This is a genomic window from Saccharothrix tamanrassetensis (assembly GCF_014203665.1).
GTDB lineage: Bacteria > Actinomycetota > Actinomycetes > Mycobacteriales > Pseudonocardiaceae > Actinosynnema > Actinosynnema tamanrassetense.
In genome coordinates, this window is the sequence record NZ_JACHJN010000004.1 from 561,081 (window position 1) to 583,984 (window position 22,904).

At 70.1% G+C, this 22,904-nt stretch carries 16 protein-coding genes; 11 read left to right on the forward strand and 5 right to left on the reverse strand.

Annotated features, from left to right (window positions below):
- The first annotated feature begins 6 nt into the window (after nucleotides 1–6).
- Genes FHS29_RS15750 through FHS29_RS15770 form a run of 5 tightly spaced genes read left to right on the forward strand, consistent with a single transcriptional unit; the run spans nucleotide 7 to nucleotide 5,579 of the window.
- A complete protein-coding gene (locus FHS29_RS15750) occupies nucleotides 7–1,290 on the forward strand; it encodes a sugar ABC transporter substrate-binding protein (protein ID WP_184691377.1) in 1,284 nt (427 codons plus the stop codon).
- A 7-nt stretch (nucleotides 1,291–1,297) separates the two neighbouring features.
- A complete protein-coding gene (locus FHS29_RS15755; protein ID WP_184691378.1) occupies nucleotides 1,298–2,281 on the forward strand; it encodes a carbohydrate ABC transporter permease in 984 nt (327 codons plus the stop codon).
- The gene (locus FHS29_RS15760; RefSeq protein WP_184691379.1) at nucleotides 2,278–3,099 is read left to right on the forward strand and encodes a carbohydrate ABC transporter permease; all 822 of its coding nucleotides are present in this window, start codon (nucleotides 2,278–2,280) and stop codon (nucleotides 3,097–3,099) included. The genes FHS29_RS15755 and FHS29_RS15760 overlap by 4 nt, the downstream gene beginning before the upstream one ends.
- Nucleotides 3,100–3,105: 6 nt before the next feature.
- A complete protein-coding gene (locus FHS29_RS15765; protein ID WP_184691380.1) occupies nucleotides 3,106–4,521 on the forward strand; it encodes a glycoside hydrolase family 3 protein in 1,416 nt (471 codons plus the stop codon).
- 14 nt (nucleotides 4,522–4,535) lie between these two features.
- Entirely contained in the window at nucleotides 4,536–5,579 is a 1,044-nt protein-coding gene (locus FHS29_RS15770) for an SIS domain-containing protein (protein ID WP_184691381.1), read from the forward strand.
- Nucleotides 5,580–5,945: 366 nt separating this feature from the next.
- On the opposite strand, the gene nagA is transcribed toward FHS29_RS15770, so the two are convergent.
- Nucleotides 5,946–7,130 carry an N-acetylglucosamine-6-phosphate deacetylase gene (gene nagA / locus FHS29_RS15775; RefSeq protein WP_184691382.1) on the reverse strand — a complete coding sequence of 395 codons (1,185 nt, stop codon included), beginning with the start codon at nucleotides 7,128–7,130 and terminating at the stop codon, nucleotides 5,946–5,948.
- A gap of 184 nt (nucleotides 7,131–7,314) precedes the next feature.
- Here nagA and FHS29_RS15780 point away from each other — a divergent pair, with 184 nt between their 5' ends.
- A complete protein-coding gene (locus FHS29_RS15780; protein ID WP_184691383.1) occupies nucleotides 7,315–7,989 on the forward strand; it encodes a FadR/GntR family transcriptional regulator in 675 nt (224 codons plus the stop codon).
- A gap of 27 nt (nucleotides 7,990–8,016) precedes the next feature.
- On the opposite strand, the gene FHS29_RS15785 is transcribed toward FHS29_RS15780, so the two are convergent.
- The gene (locus FHS29_RS15785) at nucleotides 8,017–9,132 is read right to left on the reverse strand and encodes a serine hydrolase domain-containing protein (RefSeq protein WP_184691384.1); all 1,116 of its coding nucleotides are present in this window, start codon (nucleotides 9,130–9,132) and stop codon (nucleotides 8,017–8,019) included.
- On the opposite strand from FHS29_RS15785, the gene FHS29_RS15790 reads away from it, so the two are divergent.
- The gene (locus FHS29_RS15790) at nucleotides 9,086–12,385 is read left to right on the forward strand and encodes an eCIS core domain-containing protein (protein ID WP_184691385.1); all 3,300 of its coding nucleotides are present in this window, start codon (nucleotides 9,086–9,088) and stop codon (nucleotides 12,383–12,385) included. The genes FHS29_RS15785 and FHS29_RS15790 overlap by 47 nt on opposite strands.
- A 151-nt stretch (nucleotides 12,386–12,536) precedes the next feature.
- Here the strand turns inward: FHS29_RS15790 and FHS29_RS15795 are convergent, their stop codons facing one another.
- The gene (locus FHS29_RS15795; protein ID WP_184691386.1) at nucleotides 12,537–13,109 is read right to left on the reverse strand and encodes an L-2-amino-thiazoline-4-carboxylic acid hydrolase; all 573 of its coding nucleotides are present in this window, start codon (nucleotides 13,107–13,109) and stop codon (nucleotides 12,537–12,539) included.
- A gap of 138 nt (nucleotides 13,110–13,247) precedes the next feature.
- Nucleotides 13,248–14,192 carry an aldo/keto reductase gene (locus tag FHS29_RS15800; protein WP_184691387.1) on the reverse strand — a complete coding sequence of 315 codons (945 nt, stop codon included), beginning with the start codon at nucleotides 14,190–14,192 and terminating at the stop codon, nucleotides 13,248–13,250.
- 437 nt (nucleotides 14,193–14,629) lie between these two features.
- Between FHS29_RS15800 and FHS29_RS15805 the strand changes: the two genes are divergently transcribed.
- Entirely contained in the window at nucleotides 14,630–17,908 is a 3,279-nt protein-coding gene (locus tag FHS29_RS15805; protein WP_184691388.1) for a S8 family serine peptidase, read from the forward strand.
- Nucleotides 17,909–17,981: 73 nt separating this feature from the next.
- On the forward strand, nucleotides 17,982–18,914 hold the full coding sequence (locus FHS29_RS15810) for an N-acetylglucosamine kinase (protein WP_184691389.1): 933 nt from the start codon (nucleotides 17,982–17,984) through the stop codon (nucleotides 18,912–18,914).
- A 614-nt stretch (nucleotides 18,915–19,528) separates the two neighbouring features.
- On the opposite strand, the gene FHS29_RS15815 is transcribed toward FHS29_RS15810, so the two are convergent.
- Nucleotides 19,529–20,167, reverse strand: a complete 639-nt coding sequence (locus FHS29_RS15815; protein ID WP_184691390.1) for a DUF3159 domain-containing protein — start codon at nucleotides 20,165–20,167, stop codon at nucleotides 19,529–19,531.
- A gap of 125 nt (nucleotides 20,168–20,292) precedes the next feature.
- Here FHS29_RS15815 and FHS29_RS15820 point away from each other — a divergent pair, with 125 nt between their 5' ends.
- Both FHS29_RS15820 and FHS29_RS15825 read left to right on the forward strand, forming a co-directional pair.
- Nucleotides 20,293–21,489, forward strand: coding sequence for an ROK family transcriptional regulator (locus tag FHS29_RS15820; RefSeq protein ID WP_184691391.1), 1,197 nt, complete (start codon nucleotides 20,293–20,295; stop codon nucleotides 21,487–21,489).
- Between the two features lie 84 nt (nucleotides 21,490–21,573).
- Nucleotides 21,574–22,902, forward strand: a complete 1,329-nt coding sequence (locus tag FHS29_RS15825) for an ABC transporter substrate-binding protein (RefSeq protein ID WP_184691392.1) — start codon at nucleotides 21,574–21,576, stop codon at nucleotides 22,900–22,902.
- Nucleotides 22,903–22,904 lie beyond the last annotated feature (2 nt).

Consider the following 22,904-nt stretch of genomic DNA (forward strand, 5'->3'; position numbering starts at 1 on the left):
GCATACGTGAAGGGCTGGAGAGGACTGGCCGTAGGTGCCGCCGCACTCGCGGTGGCCGTGGCTGGATGTGGCACGAGCACCAACGGCGGCACTGGAAACTCCGGTGAACCCAAGACGCTGACGGTCTGGTTGATGGACGGCTCCGCGCCGACCACCCTGACCGACGCGCTCAACAAGGAGTTCCAGGAGTCGCACTCCGGCGTCACCGTCAAGTACGAAGTTCAGAAGTGGACCGGCATCCAGGAGAAGCTGACCACCGCTCTGACCAGCAACACGCCGCCGGACGTCATCGAGCTGGGCAACACCCAGACGGCGAAGTTCGCGGCCGAGGAGACCCTGCTCGACCTCAGCGGTGACGTCTCCAACCTCAACGGCGACCAGTGGCTCGGCGGCCTCAAGGACTCGCTGACCTGGGACGGCAAGCAGTACGGCATGCCGTTCTACGCCGCCAACCGCACGGTGATCTACCGGACCGACCTGTTCCAGGCCGCGGGCATCACCGACACCCCGAAGTCGCGTGACGAGTGGGTGGCCGCGATCGAGAAGCTGAAGGCGGCCAACGCGGCCGACCCCGAGTTCCAGGCGCTGTACCTGCCGGGTCAGTCCTGGTACGCCCTGCTCTCGTTCATCTGGGACGAGGGCGGCGACGTCGCCAAGGCGCAGGGCTCCGCGTGGGCCGGTGCGCTGAACACCCCCGAGGCGAAGGCCGGCCTGGACTTCTACAAGAAGCTGGTCGACACCTCCGCCACCAAGGCGCCGAAGGACGCGGACGAGGCCACGCCGCAGCAGTACGAGGTCTTCGCCAAGGGCAAGGTCGGCATGATGATCGGTCTGCCGTGGGAGCTGGGCAGCGCGGTCAAGGCCGAGGCCTCGCTCAAGGACAAGACCGCCGCGTTCCCGATCCCGTCCAAGACCTCGGGCAAGACCGCTCCGGTGTTCCTGGGCGGCTCGAACCTGGCGGTGCCTGCCGGCTCCAAGAACCAGGACCTGGCCAAGGAGTACCTGAAGCTGCTGAGCTCCAAGAAGTACCAGGACCAGCTCGCCGAGGGCGGCGCGGTCCCGGGCACCTCGAAGGACACCGCCAAGCTGGCCACCAGCCCGCTGGGCAAGGCCCTCGCCGCGTCCGCCCCGAACGGCAAGGTCACCCCGACCACGCCGGCCTGGGCTGCCGTGGAGGCGGGCCAGAACCCGCTGAAGGACATGCTCACCGCGTACCTGACCGGCGCCAAGCCGCTGGACCAGGCCACGGCGGACGCCAACGCGGCGCTCTCCAAGACGCTGGGCGGATGACCTCAGCATGACGGCGGTTCACACCACCGACGCCGCGGTGCCGACGAACTCGTCGGCACCGCGGCGTGCCGCGAAGGGTGGCGCGCCGCGCCGCCGGGGCAGCGCCTTCGACCGGTTGCTGCCGTACCTGTTGCTGGCCCCCGCGCTGATCGCCATCCTGTGGCTGGTCGGCTGGCCGGTCCTGTCCCTGTTGGTGACGAGCTTCCGCAAGCTCAACCTCAAGGAGCTGACCCGCGGCGAGGTCGTCTGGGTGGGCCTGGACAACTACGCGGGCATCCTCGGCGATCCGACCTTCTGGGCGATCGCCGTGCGCACCGTCGTGTTCACCGCGGTCGTGGTGGGCGCCTCGGTGCTGGCGGGTCTGCTGATCGCGCTGCTGATGCGGCAGATCAACCCGGTGGTGCGGGTCGTGCTCCAGGTCGCGATGCTGCTGGCCTGGGCGATGCCGCTGCTCGCGGCGACCACGGTCTACCAGTGGATCTTCGACCAGCAGTACGGCATCCTCAACAAGACCCTGGTGAAACTCGGGTTCGACGGCTTCGCCGGGTACGGCTGGTTCTCCACCGGCACGTCCACGATGGCCGTGATCGGGCTGCTGATCGTGTGGCAGGCCATCCCGTTCCTGGCGTTCTCCCTGTACGCGGGCGCGATCGGCATTCCACGCGACCAGTACGAGGCGGCGGCGATCGACGGCGCGACCGCGTGGCAGACGTTCCGCTCGGTGACGTGGCCCGAGCTGCGACCGCTGCTGCTGATGCTGACGTTCCTGTCGATGCTGTGGGACTTCAAGGTCTTCGCGCAGATCTGGGCGTTCAAGAAGGGCGGGCCGGACGGCGGCAGCACCACGCTGCCCGTCTACCAGTACCTGGAGGGCATCTCCAAGAGCCACTTCGGTGTCGCGGCCGCGGTTTCCGTGGTGATGATGGCACTGCTGGCCCTGCTGACGTTCCAGTACCTGCGCCGGCTGATCAAGCAGGAGGGCGCGCTGTGATCGCCAAGAAAGTCTCCGTGAACGTGGTCGGGGTCCTCCTGGCGCTGCTCTTCGCCTTCCCCACCTACTGGATGGTGTCCTCGGCGCTCAAGCCGACCAAGGACATGCTCTCCACCGGCTACGACCTGGTCCCGTTCTCGGTCACCACGACGAACTTCGCGAACGCCTGGGCCAAGCCGGGCTTCCTCAGCTCGTTGGGCAACAGCCTGTTCGTGTCGCTGACCGCGGTGCTGGCGGCGATCGTCGTCGGCCTGCTCGCGGCGGTCGCCATGTCCCGGATGAGGTTCCGCGGCCGCAAGAGCTTCGTGATGCTCATGCTGGTGGCGCAGATGGCGCCGTTCGAGGCGCTGCTGATCCCGATGTTCCTGATGATGCGCGACCTCGACCTGTTGGACCGGCTGCCGTCGCTGGCGCTGATCTACTTCGCGGTGACGCTGCCGTTCTGCGCGTGGACGCTGCGCGGGTTCGTCAACGGCATCCCGCTGGAGCTGGAGGAAGCCGCGATGGTCGACGGCTGCGGCCGGTGGGGCGCGTTCCGCCGCGTCACGCTGCCGCTGCTCGGCCCGGGCCTGGTCGCCACGTCGGTGTTCGCGTTCGTCACGGCGTGGAACGAGTTCCTGTACGCGTTGTCGCTGATGAAGGACCAGACCAAGGAGACGCTGCCGGTCTGGCTGTCCGGCTTCCAGACCAACTTCGGCACCGACTGGGGTGGCGCGATGGCCGCCTCGGCCCTGTTCACCCTGCCGGTGCTGGTCTTCTTCCTGATCGTCCAGCGCAAGATGGTCTCCGGCGTCACCGCCGGTGCCGTGAAGGGATAAGACGACATGTCCTTGCACCAGCTCGCCGCGGCTGTGCTGCTCCCCGGGTTCCACGGGACGACGGCTCCGGACTGGCTGCTCAAGCGGGTGGCGGACGGACTCGGCGGCGTGGTGCTGTTCGGCCGCAACGTCGTGGACGACGCCCAGGTCACCGAGCTGACGGCCGCGTTGCGCGGGGTGCGGCCGGACGTCGTGATCGGCATCGACGAGGAGGGCGGCGACGTCACCCGGCTGGACTACGGCCGAGGGTCGGAGGTGCCGGGCAACCACGCGCTGGGCGCGGCGGGCGACCTGGAGCTGACCCGCGAGGTGGCGGCGTCCCTCGGGGCCCGGCTCGCCGCGTGCGGGGTGAGCCTGAACCTGGCGCCGTCCGCCGACCTGGTGCTGACCCTGGACGACCCGGTGATCGGCGTCCGGTCGTTCGGGTCCGACCCGGTGGCGGCGGGCCGGCACGTGGCCGCGTTCGTGGACGGGATGCAGGCGGTGGGTGTCGCCGCGTGCGCCAAGCACTTCCCCGGTCACGGGGCGTCCACTGTGGACTCGCACGAGGCGCTGCCGGTGCTGCCCCGGACGGAGCAGGAGCTGCGGGACGTCGAGCTGGTGCCGTTCCGCGCGGCCGTGCGGGCCGGGGTGCGGTCGGTGATGACCGGGCACCTGGTGGTGTCGGCGTGGGGTTCGCTGCCCGCGACGCTGAACCCGAAGGCCGTGGCCGTGCTGCGGGACGAGCTCGGCTTCACCGGGGCGATCATCACCGACGGGCTGGACATGAAGGCCGTGGGCGGCGACCTCGCCCAGGGGTCGGTCCAGGCGCTGGTGGCCGGCGTCGACGCGCTGTGCCTCGGCGGCGAGCCGTTGGACGACGCCGGGATGCAGTGGCTGATCGACAGCATCGTGGCGGCCGTGGAACGCGGCGAGCTGCCGCGCGCCCGGCTGGAGGAGGCCGCCCGGCGCACCGCCGCCCTGGGCACGCCGCCGGCCGCCGTGGACGGGCACGACCCGGAGATCGGGATGCGGGCCGCCCGGAAGGCGCTGCAGGTGCGCGGGGAGCTGCGGCTGTCCGGTCCCCCGGTGGTGCTGGACCTGGACGTCACGCCGTCCATCGCGGTCGGCGAGGTGCCGTGGGGGTTGGGGCCGTACCTGGTCGAGCTGCTGCCCGGCACGACGGTCCTGGAGGCGCGCACCGCGGAGGAGATCGCGGAGGCCGCCGGAGGGCGGACCGTCGTGGTGGTGACGAGAGAGGCACATCGCTTCCCGTGGGCTCGCGACCTGGTCCTCTCGCTGGTTAGTATTGGTCTAGACCTAGTGCACGTCGAGACCGGCGTGCCGGGTCCGGACCTGGGCACCGCTGCCCGCGTGGACACCCATGGCGGTTCACGGGTGTGCCTGCGAGCCGCGGCAGAGCGCATCGCCGCCAGCACCTGAGAAGGGCACTTCCGATGACCGAGCACCTGCCCGGCAGGCACATGGCGGCCGAGATCGACCAGCAGCCCGCGATCTTCGCGGACCTGGTGTCCCGGCGCTCCTCGATCGCCGCGGTCGCCGACGCGATCCGCGACCGCCGGCCCCGCTTCGTCCTGCTGGCCGCCCGCGGCTCGTCGGACCACGCGGCCATCTACGCGAAGTACCTGACCGAGGTGCTGCTCCAGCTGCCCGCCGGTCTGGTGTCCCCGTCCACCACGACGCTCTACGGCGCGCAGCCCGACCTGCGGGACGTGCTGGTGGTATCGGTCAGCCAGAGCGGCGGGTCGCCCGACCTGCTGGAGGTCACCGAGTCCGCACGGGCCCGCGGCGCGCTGACGGTGGCCGTGACCAACACCGCCGACTCGCCGTTGAACGGCGCGGCGGAGCTGTCCGTCGACGTCGGCGCGGGCGTCGAGCAGGCCGTCGCGGCGACCAAGACGTACTCGGCCACGCTGCTGGCGCTGTACCTGCTGATCGACGCGATCAGGGGCGGCAACGGCGCGGCCGCGGAGGGGCTGGGCGACCTGGCCCGGTCCACTCTGGACAGCTCGGCGGACGCGGTGGCGGAAGCCGTTCAGCGGTACCGGTTCGTGGACCGGGTGCTCACCACCGGGCGCGGCTACTCACTGCCGTCCGCGCTGGAGGCGGCCCTGAAACTGGCCGAGACCAGCTACCTGGCCGCGCGGGCGTACTCCGGCGCGGACCTGCTGCACGGACCGGTCGCGGCGGTGGACGGCGAGACGGCCGTGCTCGCGGTGACCAGTGCGGGCAAGGGCGGCGAGGCCATGCACGACGTGCTCGACGTGGTGCACGGGCGCGGCGCGGACGTGCTGGCCGTGGGTTCCGCGGCGGACAAGGTGGCGGCGGCGCTGCGCATCCCGGTCGCGGAGACGGCCGAGGAGGTCGCGCCGATCCTGGAGATCCTGCCCGTGCAGCGACTGGCCCACGGGCTGGCGCTGGCGCGCGGCGGCGACCCGGACAGCCCGCGCGGGCTGAACAAGGTCACCCGCACCCGCTAGGACCCGACGAAACGGCCCTGCGTTCACCGAACGCAGGGCCGTTCGCTTGCCCACCCGACGATCTCCGCCTGACGGTCTTCCGCCCGACGAGTTTCCATCCGACGATCTCCGCCTGACGGTCTTCGGCCCGATGATCTCCCGTCCGACGGTCTCCCGCCTGACAGTCCTCTCCTCGACGGTCTACCGAGCGACGGTCTTCCGACCAATGACCATGGTTTACCGAGTGATGGTCTCTTGCCCGATGGTCTGTTGAGCAATGGTCTACCCGGCAATGGTCGGCTGAACGACAGTCTTCCGAGCGACGGTCTGCGCCCCAACGAACGACGGCCCGGCGTCCGCGTGGACGCCGGGCCGTCGTTCCGTCGACTACAGCGCGGTCGCGAGTTCGGGGCTCAGGTCGATCTCCGCGTCGAAGACCACTTCGCCGTCCACCCACACCCTGCGCGGCCGCAGGTCGTCGTCCCACCAGACCATGTCGGCCACCGCGTTGGGCGCGAGCCGGCCGAGCGTGGGTTCGCCGATGGCGTCCGCCGGGATGATCGTGGCCGACGCCAGCGCGTCCGCCACGTCCACGCCCACCGACACGATGTTGCGCACGGCCCGGTCCAGGGTGAGCGCGCTGCCTGCGATGGTGCCCTCCGGCGAACGCGGCACGCCGTCCTCGGTGAGCACCACGACCTCGCCGCCCAACTGGTAGCGGCCCGGCGGCATGCCCGCGGCGGCCACCGCATCCGTGACCAGCGCGACCCGGTGACCAGCGGCGTTGAACACCAGGCGGCACACGTCGGGGCCGACGTGGGCCAGGTCGGCGATCAGGCCGAGCGTGAAGCGGTCGTCCACCAGCGCGACGCCGGGCACGCCGGGTTCGCGGTGACCGAGCGGGCGCTGGGCGTTGAACAGGTGGGTGACCATCCGCGCGCCCGCCTCGGCGGCGGACCTGGTCTGCTCGCCGGTCGCGTCACTGTGGCCGACCGCGACCAGCACGCCCGCCTCGGACAGCCGGCGCACCGCGTCCAGGCCGCCGGGCTGCTCGGGGGCCAGGGTCACCATGCGAAGCGCGCGCAGCAGGTCCTCTGCCAGCAGAAGGTCTATTTCGGCCGGTCCCGGTTCCACCATCAGCGCGGGGTCGTGCACACCCGCCCGTTTGGGTGACAGGAACGGGCCTTCCAGGTGCACGCCGAGCGGACGGGCGCCGGAGCCCTCGGGCAGCGCGGCGGACGCCGCCAGCACGGCGCGGGCCTGGCGCAGCGCGACCGGCACCGGCGCGGTGATCAGCGTGGGCAGGAAGCGGGTCACGCCGGTCTGCGGGAGCGCTCTCGCGACACTGCGCATGCCCTCGGCGTCCACCTCGGCGAAGTCGACCCCGACCGCCCCGTTGACCTGCACGTCCACCAGGCCCGGGGTGAGCAGTCCGTCGGTCAGCACCTCGGCGTCGACGGGCGGTTCACCCGTCACGATCTCGACGATCCGGCCCGCTCTGATGCGCACACTGGCGGGACCGGTGATGGTGCGACCGAGCAGTGCTCGCGGGGCTGCGACAACGGTGTCCAAGGTCCCTCCTCAAATGGTCCAGACCATTATGGCCGTAACCGGTGGGCGGCGTCACGCAGTGGTTAGAAGATAACCGAACATACTTCAGAGTAGTGAATACTCCCCTTAACACGAGTCCGCCGCACCCGGGACGGCGGGTGGCCCATACTTGCCACCAGACATCCGAGGTCTACGGAGGTTCGACGTGGCGGTCACCGACGACGCGATCCTGCGCGTGAAGGAAATGATCACGTCCGGAGAGCTGAAGCCGGGTGACCGGTTGCCGCGCGAGGCCGACCTGGCCGAGCGGCTCGGGTTGTCGCGCAACTCCCTGCGCGAGGCGGTCAAGGCGTTGTCCCTGGTCAGGGTGCTGGACGTGCGCCAAGGCGACGGCACCTACGTGTCCAGTCTGCGCGCAGACGATCTGCTCGGCGCGTTGTCGTTCGTGCTCGACCTGCACCGCGGCGAGGACTCCGTGCTGGAGGTCCTCCAGGTCCGGCGGATCCTGGAGCCGGCCGCGGCGGCGATGGCGGCGCAGCGGATCGAGCCGGAGGAGGTCACGGCGCTGCGCGCGCTGTGCGACGCCGGCGAGCAGGCGCAGTCGGTGGAGGAACTGGTCGAGCACGACCTCGCGTTCCACCGCGCGATCGCGCAGTGCTCGGGCAACGCCTACCTGGCCCAACTGCTGGACACCCTGGCCGGCCCGACCGTGCGGGTCCGCATCTGGCGCGGCATCGCCCAGGGCGGGGCAGTGGACCGGACGGCCGCCGAGCACCGCGCGATCGTGGACGCGCTGGCCGCCCGTCAGACCGAACTCGCCCGCTCGTGGTCCACCGTGCACGTGGCCGGCGTCGAGCAGTGGTTGTCCGATTTGGCGTGAGCTGCGCCCGGACTGGCTCGAACCGGACTAGCTGAAAGCGGCCGTGATGATGCGCCGGGCCGCCGCCGGCTGGTCGCCGCCCATGTGCAGGGTGTTCACCGAGTAGACCAACGTGCGGGAACCGTCCTCCGTGGTGGCCGCGCCGTTGTTGTAGCCGGGCCGGTCGCCGGTCTTGCCCCACAGCACCAGACCCGGGGCCAGTTCGATGCGCTGGACGCCCAAGGCGTGGGTCGCTCCCGGGACCGGTGGAAGAGTCGTCAGTTCCGCGCGCTGCTCGGCGGGCAGCAGGTCGCCGTGCACCAGAGCGTTGAGCAGGCGGTCCAGGTCGGGCGCGTTGGAGATCACCTCGGCCGCCGCCCATTGCAGCGAAGGGTTCGACTCGGTGACGTCCACGTAGCCGGACGCGGTGGCCTCGTAGCCGTGGGCGTGCGGGCCCTTGATGCGGTGGTCACGACCGGGCAGTGAAGTGTTGTGCAGGTGGAGCGGGCGGATGATGCCGTCGCGGATCGCGTCGCCGTAGGGCTTGCCGGTCGCCTTCTCGATCACCAGTCCCGCGACCAGGTAGCCCATGTTCCCGTACTCCTGGCGGGTGCCCGCCGGGAAGCGCGGCCCCTGCTCGACGCCCATCCGGACCAGGTCCAGCGGTTCGAACGCGTCGTAGCGGTGCGCGAAGAACCAAGCAGGGTCCTTGTGCGGCAGCGGGACGCCGGCGATGCCGTGCGTGTGGTTCAGCAGCTGCCGGACCGTGATCGGGCCCCACTCGTCCTTGGGCTGCAACAGGCCCGGCAGGTAGTGCTGCACGGTCTGGTCCAGGTCGAGCTTGCCCTGGGCGGAGAGCTGGAGGGCTGCGGTGGCGGTGAACAGCTTCGTCATGCTGCCGATGCGGAACCTGCCGTTCGGCTGCACCGGCTGCCCGGTCCCGATGCGGGCCACGCCCCCGGTGCCGCGCCAGCTCCCGGCCGTGCCGGAAACCCGCACCAGCGCACCGGAGATCTCGTCGTTCGGCAGATCGGCGACGGCGGCGCGCAACGCGTCCCGGTTCAGCGGTGGGACGGGAGGTTCGGCCCGCACGGGCAGTGCGGTGGCGGTTGCCGCGTTGGCGACGAATATCAGCGCCAGCAACGGGATCAGCAGCTTTCTCATGCCCACCAGGCTTTCGCCAAGCGACCGGACGATCATCCGGGACCGCCCTGAACCTCGCCTCAGGGTGCCACCCGGACCATCAGGGGTCGCCCCGCACTGGACCGCCCCCGGGGCCGGTCCGCAGCGGCGTTGCCCGATCGGACATCAAGACTGCCCCGCATCAGGGCTCGCCGGTGAACGACGACAGCAGCTCGGCACCGCACGATCGGTGATGTCCGGATCCGTCGGCGTGAGAGGGTGGGCGCACGTGCACGACCATCGCGAGGGACTGGGCGACAAGGCCGACGCCCCCGACCGGGCAGTGCCCGCGCCGATCGACCAAGGGCGGAAGCCGGTCTTCGGCCCCATGACGCCGGACAGGGTGCTGGCCCTCCAGAGGTCGGTCGGCAACCAGGCCGTCTCCCGTCTCCTCGCCGAGCAGCGACACGATCACGATCCGGCATCCCAGCGCGACTTGGTCGACGAAGCCCTGAGGTCCTCCAGCCGACCGATCGAAGTGTCCCGGCGCGAAAAGCTGGAGGCGTTCCACCAGGCCGATTTCTCCGGTGTCCGGGTGCACACCGGCCCGGTGGCCCAGCGCTCCGCCGCCGCGATCGGAGCGAGCGCCTTCACGGTCGGCGACGACATCGTCCTGGGCGCGGACGCGAACAACGACGAGACCCTCAGCCACGAGACCCGCCACGTCAAGCAACAACGCGACGGCAGGGTGGCAGGCACCGACAACGGCGCGGGGATGGCCGTCAGCGACCCGGAGCACGAGGAGGAGAAGGAGGCCGCGGCCGACGGCGAGGCGTTCCGCACGGGGGCCGAACGCGCGCCCTCCGTCGCCATCGGGACCACTGCACCGATGCGGGATGTCCAGCGGGCGCGGAACGACGACCCGGTCGGGCCCGGCTCGCGTTCCGTGCAGCGGACGCCGGACGAGGACATGTCGGACGCGGACGTGTCGTCGAACGAGGACGAGTCCTCCAGCGAGGAAGAGGTCGGAGGCAGGAAGCCGACGCACGCCAAGGTGATGCAGAAGGTCCAGGTCGTTGTCGAGAAGAGCAAGGCCCTCGTGTACGGCGGCGGTCACCACGGCCGGGCGACCGAGGAAGCCCGGCTGCGCTTCGAGCGGGACAAACGAGGTGGCCGCACCGCTCAGACCTTGTCCCACCTCAGCTTTCTGCTGTACGACGCCATGCTCGCGGTCCAGGACCGGCTCAACGCCCAGCAGCCCGACGGCACCGAGTTGGACGACCGCGAAGTGCAGGGGATGCTGATCAACGACCGGCTCGTCTTCGCGTCGAACTTCAACGAATCGGTCGATCAGCTCGGTCGCGTCAAGCTCGACAACGCCGTCGCCCCGTTGCGTGAGCTGCTGCGCTTCCACCAGAGCAACGAAAGGCGTGGGGCGGGGCTCTCCGGGCCGGAAGCCAACGAGTACGTCCAACGACTGACCCGGGCGGAAACGAAGATCGACGCGGTGTTCGAGGAGCTGCGCGGCATGGAGGACGACCACACGGCCGATGCCGTGCGCGCGAAAACGAAACGTCCTGTCATCATCAGAGACGCTGCGGATCCGGACATGCGCGAGTTGCTCACAGCCGACGAGCACGCGGGCTCGGTGATACTGCTCCGTTTCGCGAAGGCGGACGGCAAGACGCGCGAGGGCGAACACAAACCGAAGTCGATGCACGCGGAGCAGAAGCTGCTCGTGGCCATCCACCGCGCCGGCCTCAAACCCAAGGAGGTCGCCGACCGCCCGCTCGTCATCGCGGGCAAGTACCGGCCGTGTGTGGGCTGTGCCGCGGCACTGCAGTATTACCGGGATATCGGCGGGTTCGGCAACCTCCAGTTCAACCCCAACTACGGGCACTACTACCGGAGGTCCGTGCACACCCTGACGTCCCACCTGCGTCATGTCGTGGCGGATCCGCACTACCGCCAGTACCTCGCCGCCATGCTCAGTCAGCAGGACGGTGCCGCGACGAGCACCCCGGCGCTGTCGGGGATGGCGCCTCCGCACGACGCCACCTTCAACAACGGCCCCGAGACCCGTATCCCCATCACGGAGGCGCTGGGACGGGGATACGTCACAGCGTCCGACAGCGAGGGAGAACTCGCCGACGACGAAGACGAGGGAAAGAAGGTCTACAACCGCAGCAAGCGCAAATCGAAACACTCGGAGTCCTACGCGGGCAGCTCAGGCGGCAGGAAGATCGGGGCCGGCTACCAGAAGGGCGGCAGGCCCGCCGATCCTTTCGTCGCCAGCAAGGAGGAAGCGGAAGAGCTCAAGCGGGTGTGGGAAGGCGGCGACAGGCAGCAGCAGGCCGAGGTCTTCCGCAGGTACTACCGCAGGACGGGAGCGGGAGTGGTGCCGATCGGCATCCCGGAGATCATAGCGAGGACCGGAGCATCGGCAGACGTCGTGCGCAACCTCATCTCGGGCAGGACCGGGCACGAGGCACGGGACAACCGCGCACGCGACGCGAACCGGATCCCGCGCGGCAAGAAGGCCGATCCCACCGAGAAGAAGTCGAAGCCCGCGAAGAGTTTCACGAAGGGCAAGGATCTCGACGATGATGGCCGGAAGGAGATTCTCCGTCACATCGCCTCCCACCGCGGCTTCCACCGCGTGTGGCAGGACGCGCGCGCGAACGACAAACCGAAGATCACACCGTCAGCCATGCCGCGACCACTGGGCAAAGAGATCGCCGATCTCCGCCACAAGTACAACGTGCCGTCCATGGCCGAGGAACTCTGGATGACGCCGGACGCCCTGAAGAACCACCTGAACAGGACGTTCGGGTCGATCAACCGGAAACAACCGGCGCCGACCGCCGCGAAGTCCACGCCGGTGCCGTCCACTCCGGCACGAACGATCCCGGAGAGAGACACCGACGACGACATCGAGATGGGCGGGACCAGCCCGGCCGCACAACACCGCGAGTTCAACGGCTTTCGGCACATGTTCGACCAAGGCAGCGGTCAGCACTACTACGTCGCCGAGGACACCGGCAGGTACTACTACCACGACGACGACACCGACACGCTGCATCCTTTTCCCGAGGCGCAACAACCCGGATCCCGCGCGCCGGCCGCGTCCCAGGCGGGCCCCTCCAGGTCCGGTCCGGCGCGGCAGGCGCCGCCTCCGCCCGAGCTCACCGCCGGCGACCTCATGGACGTCGACGAGTCGTCGGAGCAGTCCTACGGCGAGTACGAGGAGGAAGAGGAATACACCGGGAAGGGCAAGGGCCGCAGCCTGCGATGAGCCCGCCGCCGACCTGCCCGGCACGGCACCGCGCTGTCGGGCGGCCTGGTCACCATCACCAGGCCGCCCGGCGGCGGACGCGACGCCGGCCGATCGACCACGACCGACGTCACGCAGGCACAGCACCTTCACCACACTGTGGGGCAGGCTCTCAGCCGAGCCGCCGGAAGTGGAACGGGCAGGTGGCGCCGCCTCGGGCGATGGTGGTCGGACGGGTGAAGTCGATGCCGTGCCGATCGCGGTCGATGGCGCCGATCCACCCGGCGTCGAACTCGCAGAACACCGTGCCGAGCTCCGGAACCCCGCACTTCGCCAGCACTTCGACGTAGAAGCACCGGGTCACGTCGAGGAGGTAGCGCGCCCGGTCGTCCGCGGACCGGACGAACGCGAAGTCAGCGCCGAAGTAGTTCTCCTCGCGGTCCTTGGAGATGTCGGTGAGCACGGCGAACGGGTCGTCCGCCGCGTCCAGCGCGGCTTTGGTGCCGTCGTGGACGAACGGCCGGACGGGCTCGTGGAACGCCTGCGTCACAACGGTGAGCGCCTGCTCCTGCGGCATCCGGGTGAGCAGCGCCTGGTAGCCGGCGGCAACGGTGGCCGTCAGCGGCAGGTGCGGGCTGTCCCCGCCGACGAGTGCGACGATCCGCGCGACGCGCTCATCCAGTTCCGCCAACGGGACCACGCGGCTGATGTGCGCTCGGAAGAGTTCGATGATCTGGTCGTTCACTTGGTGGTTGTCCTTCTCGGGTCCGTACCCGCGCATGCGCGGGACGGCCGGCACACTCCAACCACCAACCTGGCGCCGACCAGGGTTTGCTTCCTACAGCGCCGAACCGTACACCTCGACCGCCGGGCCCGTGGAGATTCACAGCAGTCCTTCCGACCGCAGGTCCTCCCACAACCCCGCGGGAACCGGCGACGCGGCGTACTCCGCGTTGACCCGGACCTCCTCCGCCGACCGCGCCCCGACCAGCACCGACACCACCGCCGGATGCCGGGACGGGAACTGGATCGCCGCCTGCGGCAGGGAAACACCGTGCCGTCCGCACACCGCCGCGATCCGCCGCGCCCGCGCGATCAGCTCCGGTGGGGCGGCGGCGTAGTCGTACGTGGCGTCGTCCGGCACCTCGGGGCGGGCCAGCAGACCGGAGTTGAACACCCCGGCCGCCACCACGGCGACGCCGCGCTCTTCGCACAAGGGCAGGAACGACGCCACCGCCGACTGCTCCAGCAACGTGTAGCGGCCGGCCAGGATCACCGCGTCGATCACGGTCTCCCGGACGAACCACTCGGCCATCTCCCAGTGGTTCAGCCCGACGCCGATCGCCCGGACCACGCCCTGGTCACGCAGGTCCGCCAGCGCCGCGAGGCCTTCCGACGCCGCCCGGTCCCGTTGCGAGGGGTTGAGGTCGACGTCGTGCAGCAGCGCCAGGTCGACCCGGTCCAGCCCCAGACGGTCCAAAGAGGACTCCAACGACCGCCGCACGCCGTCCGCGCCGAAGTCCCACACCCGGCGGTGGGTCGCCGGCACGGCGAACCCGTTGGCCAGGTCGTCACCATCGCCGGAGACCGGCTCCAGCACCCGGCCGACCTTGGTGGACACCACGTACGAGTTACGTGGCCGCGTCGCCAGCGCCGCACCGAGCCGCCGTTCCGACAGGCCCAGCCCGTAGTGCGGGGAGGTGTCGAAGTACCGCACCCCGGCGTCCCAGGCCGCGGCCACCGCGGCGAGCGCGTCCTCCTCCTCCACCGGGGCGTAGAGGTTGCCGATCGGCGCGGCGCCGAAGCCCAAGGGCGGCAAAGTGATCAAGGCAGCTCCCCACCAGTCAGGCGGCCGGCCTCGCACCCGCACCCGGCGTGGACCCGGTCGCAGTCGGCCTCCCGGCCCTGCTCGGGCCGGGTATGCACGACCGTACCCACTCCCGCACCTCCCCGGTGCCCATCACGCCTGCCCGAGCGTCCACGAGTCGTGGCGCGGCCCCCGTCGACCGGCAGCCGCATGTCGAGCGCCTCGGACACAGGAATACATCGGATGTATAGCCCGGCTGGTCGCAACTTCTCTCCAGGCTTGACGGTTATTGATCCGATGCATTGGCGGGTCGATACCCTGAGCGACCAAATGCACGCACAGCGTCGCCGCACCGGCCGACCCGTCGACCGGGTGTCGTCGCCACCGCTCAAGGCCACTGCGACCAGCTCCGACGCGCTCACACCCGTTCGGCGCGAACCGGTCGAGGAAAGGTTCCGATGAGAGATCACCGTGCGGTGTGGGCATCCGCCGCCACCACCGCCGCACTGCTCGCCTCGCTCACCACGGCGGGCGTGGCCGACGCCGACGAGCCGCTCGCCGAGCCGTTGCCGCCCTCCCGCGCCAAGGTCGCCAAGACCGGGTCGTCGGAGCGCGTCGGCGCCACCCTCGCCCAGGCGCACGGCCCGGTCACCGCGTTCGTCGAACTGGCCGCGACACCCGCCGCCGAGGCGGCCACCACCGAGAGATCCCGCGGCGGCGATCCCGCGCAGGCCGCGCGGGCGTCCCGGCAGCGCACCGACGACACCGCCACCCGCGTGCTGGACGTGCTGCGCGGCAAGGACGCCGCCTCCCGGCAGGTCGCCAGGACGACCAACGCGGTGGCCGGTCTCGTGGTCACCGCCGACGCGGCCAAGGTGCGGGAGCTGACCGCGCTGCCCGAGGTGAGGACGGTCCGGCTGTCCGTGCCGAAGGTCGTGCAGAACGCCGGCGCCGTGCAGCTGACCAAGGCCGCGCAGGTGTGGCGGCAGACCGGCCGCTACGGCGAGGGGATGCGCATCGGCATCGTCGACACCGGCATCGACTACACGCACGCCGACTTCGGCGGCCCCGGCACGCCCGCCGCGTACGACGCGGTGGACCGCACCGCCGCGTGGACGCCGACCGCGAAAGTCGTCGGCGGGTACGACTTCGTGGGCGACGACTACGACGCGAACCACTCGGGCAAGTCCACCCCCGCGCCGGACCCGAACCCGATCGACTGCCTGAGCCACGGCACGCACGTCGCGGGCTCGGCTGCCGGCTACGGCGAGAACGCCGACGGCAGCACGTTCACCGGCGACTACCGGACGCTGACCGACGAGCAGCTGACCAGGATGAAGATCGGGCCCGGCTCCGCGCCCAAGGCGTCGCTGTACGCGCTGAAGGTGTTCGGCTGCCGGGGTGCCACCAACGTCGTCGCGCAGGCGCTGGACTGGGCGCTCGACCCGAACGGCGACGGCGACTTCGGCGACCACTTGGACGTGGTGAACCTGTCGCTGGGTGCCGACTTCGGCGCGCCGGACGACCCCGATTCGCTGTTCGTGCGCAAGCTGGTCGAGCACGGCGTGCTGGTGGTGGCGTCGGCAGGCAACGGCGGCGACTTCTACGACGTGGGCGGCTCGCCCGCGAACACGCCGGAAGCGCTGGCCGTGGCCAACACGCGGGACGCGTTCGCGATCCTGGACGGCGTGACCGTGCCCGGCGCGGGCGACCTGCCCGGCCAGTACAGCCAGAACTTCAAGGGCTACGACGCGCTGGACCTGACCGCTCCCGTGGTGTCCCTCGCCGACCCGGCCAACCTGGACGGCTGCGACCCGGTCTCGGAGGACCTCAAGGGCAAGTTCGTCTGGCTGGAGTGGGACGACGACGACTCGACCCGCCGGTGCGGCTCGGGCGGGCGGACCGACAACGCGGAGGCAGCCGGTGCGGCCGGCGCGTTCCTGACGTCCACCAAGGACAACTTCTCGGCCGCCATCGCCGGGAACGCGGCCATCCCGGTCTTCCAGTTCACCCGCGCCGTCACCGCGCAGCTCCGCCCGGCCCTCACCGCCGGCACGCTGCAGCTGACGATGACCGGCAGGCTGCGCAACACGGTGCCGAGCAACACGCCGCAGCTGGCCGACACCATCACGCCCTCCTCGTCCCGCGGCGCGCGTGGCGCGATCGCGGCCAAGCCCGACGTGGCGGCCCCCGGCGACACGATCATGTCGGCGGACGTGGGCACCGGCACCGGCGGCGCGAGCAAGGGCGGCACGTCGATGTCCGCGCCGCACGTGGCGGGCATCGGAGCGCTGGTCCGCGAGGCGCACCCGGACTGGACGGTGGAGGAGGTCAAGGCCGCGGTGATGAACACCGCCGGTGGTGACGTGAAGTCGGGCGACGACAACACCACCGGCCTGCCGGAAGCCCCGATGCGGGTGGGTGCGGGCCGGGTGGACGCGCTGTCCGCCCTGGACACGGAGCTGCTGGCCATGGTGGAGGACGACCCCGGCTCGGTCGGCGTGTCCTTCGGCCCCGTGGAGGCGGCCCGCGTGCTGTGGCGGGAGAAGAGGGTCAAGGTCGTCAACAAGGGCGGGACGGACCGGTCGGTCGACGTCTCCTACCAGGCCACGACGACCGTGCCCGGCGCGCGGTTCGAGGTCTGGCCGAACGCGGTGCACGTCAGGGCCGGCCGTACCGCCGAGGTGCGGGTGAAGCTCGTCGTGTCGCCGGACGAACTGCGCAAGGTGGCCGACCCGACGGTGGTCAAGCAACAGCAGGACGTGGCCCGCCAGTTCCTCGCCGAGGCTTCCGGGCTCGTGCTGCTGAAGGACGGCGCGAAGACCTACCGGGTTCCGGTCTACGCGGCGCCCAAGCCGGTGGCGGACATCGAGGCGGGCGCGGCCTCGTTCCGGCGTGACGAGGTCGCTTCCGTGCGGCTGCACGGCCGGTCCCTCGACCAGGGCTCGGGTGACCAGGCGTACCGCTCGCTGATCAGCGCGTTCGAGCTCCAGGGCACGTCCGGGCAGCTGCCGGACTGCACGGACGACGTGGAGACCGACTGCGCCGTGAACGAGTCGGCGAAGGGCGGCGACCTGCGCTACGTGGGCGCGGCGTCCACCGCGCCGGTCGACAAGTCGGACGGCGCGCTGCTCGCGTTCGGCGTCGTGACCTGGCGGAACTGGGCGACGCTGGGCGGCAGTGCCACCCCGGAGATCCGCATCGACACGACCGGTGACGGCAAGCCCGACTACCGCGTGCGGGCCATCAAGCAGCTCGACGCCAACGGCAGCGTGATCGCCGACGTCTGGCTCGCCCGGACCGTGCGGCTGGCCGACGACGAGGTGGTGGACGAGCAGCCGCTCAACGGGCAGTTCGGCGAGGTCGACACCAACCTGATGGACAGCAACGTGGTCGTCCTGCCGGTGACCTTGAAGGCGCTCGGCATCGACCCCACCGCCGCGTCCTTCCGGCTGTCGTACACGGCGGACACGGCGGGGGCGTACCCCGCGCCGGGCAACCAGGACGGTTTCGTCGACAAGATCGACACCCCGATGTCCTTCGACCCGTTGAAGCCCGGCTACTCGGTCCGGGCGGGCGACACGGCGGCGCTGTCCTACGTGGTCAGGTCCGGCACCCGGCTGGACGTGCACCGGGACCAGGAGTCCCTGGTAGCGAACAAGTCCGACGGCCTTCTCCTGCTGCACCACCACAACGGCACCGAGAAACGGGCCGAGGTGGTCAAGCCACGCGGCTGACCACCGTTCGCGAGGCCCGGCACAACCCTTCCGGGTGTGCCGGGCCTCCGGCTTTCGGGCCATACTCGGTCGAATGGGCTTCGTGGTCGGACTGGACGCAGGCGGCACTTCAACCAGGGCGCTGGTGCTCGACCTGGACGGGACACGCCTGGGCGAGGGCGTCGCCGGCGGCGCGAACCCCAACTCCCACCCGCCCGAGGAAGCCGCCACCCACATCAACCAGGCCTTGGCGGCGGCCCTGGAAGGCCTGGACACCACCAAGGTCGAATCCGGCGTCCTGGGCATGGCCGGCTCCAGCAAGGTGCTGGCCGACCCGTCGGTGTCGGCACTGTTCGAGGCAGCCTGGACGGGCGCGGGCCTGCGCTGCCCCATGCGCGTGATCACCGACTGCGAAGCCGCGTTCGCCGCCGGCTCGGCCTCCCCCGACGGCACCGTCCTGGTGGCGGGCACCGGTTCCATCGCGGCCCGGATCACCGGCCACCAGCTCACCGCCACCTACGGCGGCTACGGCTGGCTGCTGGGTGACGAGGGCTCGGCGTTCTGGCTCGGCAGGGAAGCCGTCAGGGCAACCCTCAAGGCGCTGGAGACCGACGCCTTCGACGCCCTCACCACAGCGGTCCTGAACCGGGCCGAAATCCCCCCGACCCCGGCCCGGGAAGCCTGGCGCCACCTCATCACCAAGACGAACCAAGCGCGCCCCATCGACCTGGCGCACTACGCCCCCCTGGTCACCGCCCACGCCACAGCCAGGTCGGCCCAAGCCATCATCACGACTGCCGTGACCACGCTCGCCGACCTGGCCCTCTCCGACCGACGGCCCACCGACGAAACACCCATCGTCCTGGTGGGCAGCCTCGTCCACGCCCACCCCCTGGGCGCCCACCTCCGCGCCGAACTGGCCACCCGCACCCAAGCCCCGGTCCACCTCGCCACCGAAGGCGCAGCCGGCGCAGCCTGGCTAGCCGCCGTGGAAGTACTGGGCGACACCGCTCCGCGCCCTGCCTGATCCACCTCCGGCAGACCAAGCGCCACCACCCACTCGCAACCCCACCGCCCACTCGCAACCCCACCGCCCGCAGCGGTGCGCCAGCACACACCTCTATCCGCTGTGTGTCATCCCCGTATGGCCTGCGCGCAGCGAACCACCCTTGTTCGGGTAATGCAAGCACGCTTTTCGCTTGCATTACCCGAACAAGGGTGGTTTCCTTTGACCAGGACATGCGGGGATGACACACAGCCTGCTTGCATCTTTTGAGCTTTGGCTTTTGGGGAGATCCTTGGCGGCCTGCCCGTCCGGCGAGGACGCTTTTCATGCTTTGGCGCCACACGAATCTTTGTAGCAAGAGGATCTTCGTAGCAAGAGCTTTAAAAGCGACGCTCGCCGCTTGGCAGGCCTCCGGGGAGGAAAAACGGAAGGGCGTCGTGTTCTCCCCGCATGACCTGTCAAAGACAACCACCCTTGTCCTGGGGGTGCAAGCGAAGAGCGTGCTTGCACCCCCAGGACAAGCGCGGTAGCCCTCCGGGCAGGCCATACGGGGAGAACACGAAGACATAGGTCTGTGCGGTGCACGGCTGAGCGGCAGCATCCGCGCGTTGACGGCAGTGCCACTCAAGCAGTGTCTAAGCAGGCACGCGAGGGTGTCGAAGCCCCGGGTGGTCCTTCGGCAGGCTTCGGCGCAGCAGCCACCAACTGACGGCAATGCAGGCAACCTGCAAAGGCCAGGTGAGAGCGGCCCGCATGAAACCCAGGACTACGACCTGACCGGCCATCCACAGCGCGCCGAAGACCAGCACGCGCAACACGTACTGGCCTACCCAAGGCCAGGACGCCACCCGATAGGCCCGCACCAGGTCGGGGTCCTGCCGCCAACGGAACTTCTGCCCGGTGACGAGTCCGACGACCACTCCCAACAAAGGCCATCGAACCACGATGCTCGCCGTCCAGACGAGCGCACTGGCCGCGTTGAGGAATATCTGCAACAGGAAGAAGTCCTCGGCCCGGCCGGTCTGCAAAGCCACGTAGGCGGCCAACACCACGAGCGCGACGCTGACCACCACGGCCCGAGGCCGATCACCACGGAAGAGCCGCACACCGCCGATGACGGCCCCGCACACCACGGCGGCCAACGCGCCCACCGAGATCGACTGCCCCGCCAGCACCCACCCGAGGGCGAACGCCAACGGCGGCAGGGAGGCGTCCAGCGCACCCCCGCGCCCACCCAACAACTGGGCCAGAGACTCCTGACGGGTGTCGGTCATGCTTCCAGGGTGCCTTAGGTAAACCTAACCCAGGTAACGGACCCGTCTCGGAGCATTGACCAGCGGTGAGCACCGTCACTACGGTGGCCCGAAATCGTCTGGAAAGTTAACAGACAGGAGGACCGATGCGAGCCGGTAGCCCACGACTGCTGCGCGAGATCAACGACCGTGCGGCGATCGAGGCGTTGCTGCGCAACGGTCCCCTCACCCGCTCCGAGCTGGAAGGCCTCATCGGCCTGTCCAAGCCCGCCACCGCCCAGCTCCTCACCCGCCTGGAAACCGAAGGCACCGTCCTGCGCAACGGACTCCGAGGCGGCGGCCGAGGCCCGAGGGCCCAGCTCTGGACGGTCAACGGCGCGCTGGCCCACGTCGCAGCCATCGACCTCGCCCCCGACACGGTCGACGTGGCGATAGCCGACATCTCCGGCACGCTGCTCACCGAGCACAGCGCCCCCATGCCGCGCACCGACGTGCTGGAGGCGTTCCACGGCGCGGTCACCAAAGCGGCGAACCAGGCGGGCCTCTCCCCCGAAGCGCTGCACCACGTCGTGGTCGGCTCGCCCGGTGCGGTCGATCCCGCCACCGGCAAGCTCAACTACGCGCCGCACATGCCGGGTTGGGAAGGCTTCGACATCCCCGGCAAGCTCCAAGACCTCCTCGGCACCGCCGTCACCGTCGAGAACGACGTCAACCTGGTCGCCCTGGAGGAGATGGTCGCCGGCCGGGCCACGGACGTGAAGGACTTCGTCCTCCTCTGGCCCGCCGACGCGGTGGGCGCGGCGGTCGTGGTCAACGGCGTCCTCCTCCGGGGCGCCACCGGTGGCGCGGGCGAAATAGACGCGATGCAGGTCCCCGACCACGCGAACGCCGACACCGGCACGGACCGGACCGGCAGCCGCTACGGCGACCTGCTCGACAACACCGCCATCGTCAGACTCGCCCGCGCGCACGGGGTCTCCGCGCGCACGGGACAGGCCGCCGTGAGCAAAGCGCTCAGCGAAGGCACGTCCGGCCGGGAGTTCCTGGTCGACCTGGCCCGCCGGATCGCGACCGGCGCGGCCAACGTGATCTCGGTGCTCGACCCGGAACTCGTCCTGCTCTCCGGCGACATCGCGCAGGCGGGCGGCAGCACGCTCGCCGACCTGGTCGCCGCCGAGCTCCGCAAGCTGGTGGTGCCCCGCACCGCCGTCCAACTCGCCCTGGTGACCGGGAAACCGGTGCGTTCCGGCGCACTGCACTCCGCGCTGTCGGTCGTCAGGGAACAGGTGTTCGGCCTACCCGCCGCCACGACCGAACCCTTCCGCGGTCCACAGAACGTCTGAGAACAGATCATCTGCCATACAGAACGTCTGACCACAAACGGACCGCACAACGTCCCCGTCCGCACGTTGAGAGAAGGAGAGCACATGCGCAAGATCCCCCGCGCAGCGTTGCTATGCGTGGCCGCCGCGGTATCCCTGTCCGCCTGCGCGGCAGGCGCGGGCAAGACCGACCAGTCCGGTGGTCTGGCCGCCGCGCCCGGCAAAGACGACAAGTTCTCCCTGACCGTGTGGAGCAACTACTCCGCACGGGAGCAGGAAGAGGTCACCAAGGCGCTGCAGAGCTTCAAGAAGAAGTACCCGAACGCCGAGATCAAGCACGAGGGCAGCCAGGACGACGACAAGATCACCGCGGGAATCCGCAGCGGCAACCCGCCGGACGTCGCGCTGTCGTTCACCACCGACAACATCGGCCAGTTCTGCTCCTCCGGCTCGTTCCAGGACCTCAAGCCCTACATCGACCGGGACAAGGTCGACCTCTCGCAGATCCCCGACGCGGTGCGCTCGTACACCGAGTACAAGGGCAACCGCTGCGCGATGCCGCTGCTCAGCGACGTGTACGGGCTGTACTACAACAAGGAGATGCTCGCCGCGGCCGGCATCAGCGCGCCGCCCAAGTCGACCGCCGAGCTGCTGGACTTCGCCAAGCGGACCACCAAGAAGGCGCCGGACGGCTCGATCGAGGTCGCGGGCTTCCTGCCCACCATGCTGTTCTACGCCAACCGCCCGCCGATCTGGGCGCCGAACTTCGGCGCGAAGTGGGCCGGCCCGGACGGCAAGTCGTCGCTGGCCACGCCCGAGTGGGCGGAGATGCTGAAGTTCCAGAAGGAACTGGTGGACTTCTACGGTTTCGACGCCCTGGAGCGGTTCCGCGCCGGGCTCGGCCAGGAGTACTCCACCGACCACGCGTTCCACCAGCAGAAGATCGCCATGATGATGGACGGCGAGTACCGGACCGCGTTCCTCAAGGACCAGGCCCCGAACGTCAAGTTCGGCACCGCGCCGTTCCCCACCATCAAGCCCGACCTGTACGGGATCGGGTTCACCACCGGCACCATCATGGGTGTGCCGAAGGGCGCGAAGAACCCCGGTGCGGCGTGGGAGCTGATCAAGCACATGTCGCTGGACACCGACACGATCGTCGGCCTGGCCAACGCGATCAAGAACATCCCGAACACCAAGGCGGCGCTGTCCGACCCGCGCCTGGAGGTGGACGAGAACTTCAAGACGTTCATCGACCTCGCGCAGGGCGGCAAGCTCCAGGGCAACCCGGTGACGCCCATCGGTGACGCGCACATCAAGGCCATCGGCGACTTCGCCACGTCGTGGCAGGCGGGCAAGGTGCCCGACCTGATGGCCGGGTTGAAGGAAGTCGACAAGCAGATCGACGACCAGGTCGCGAAGAGCGGCAAGTAGTC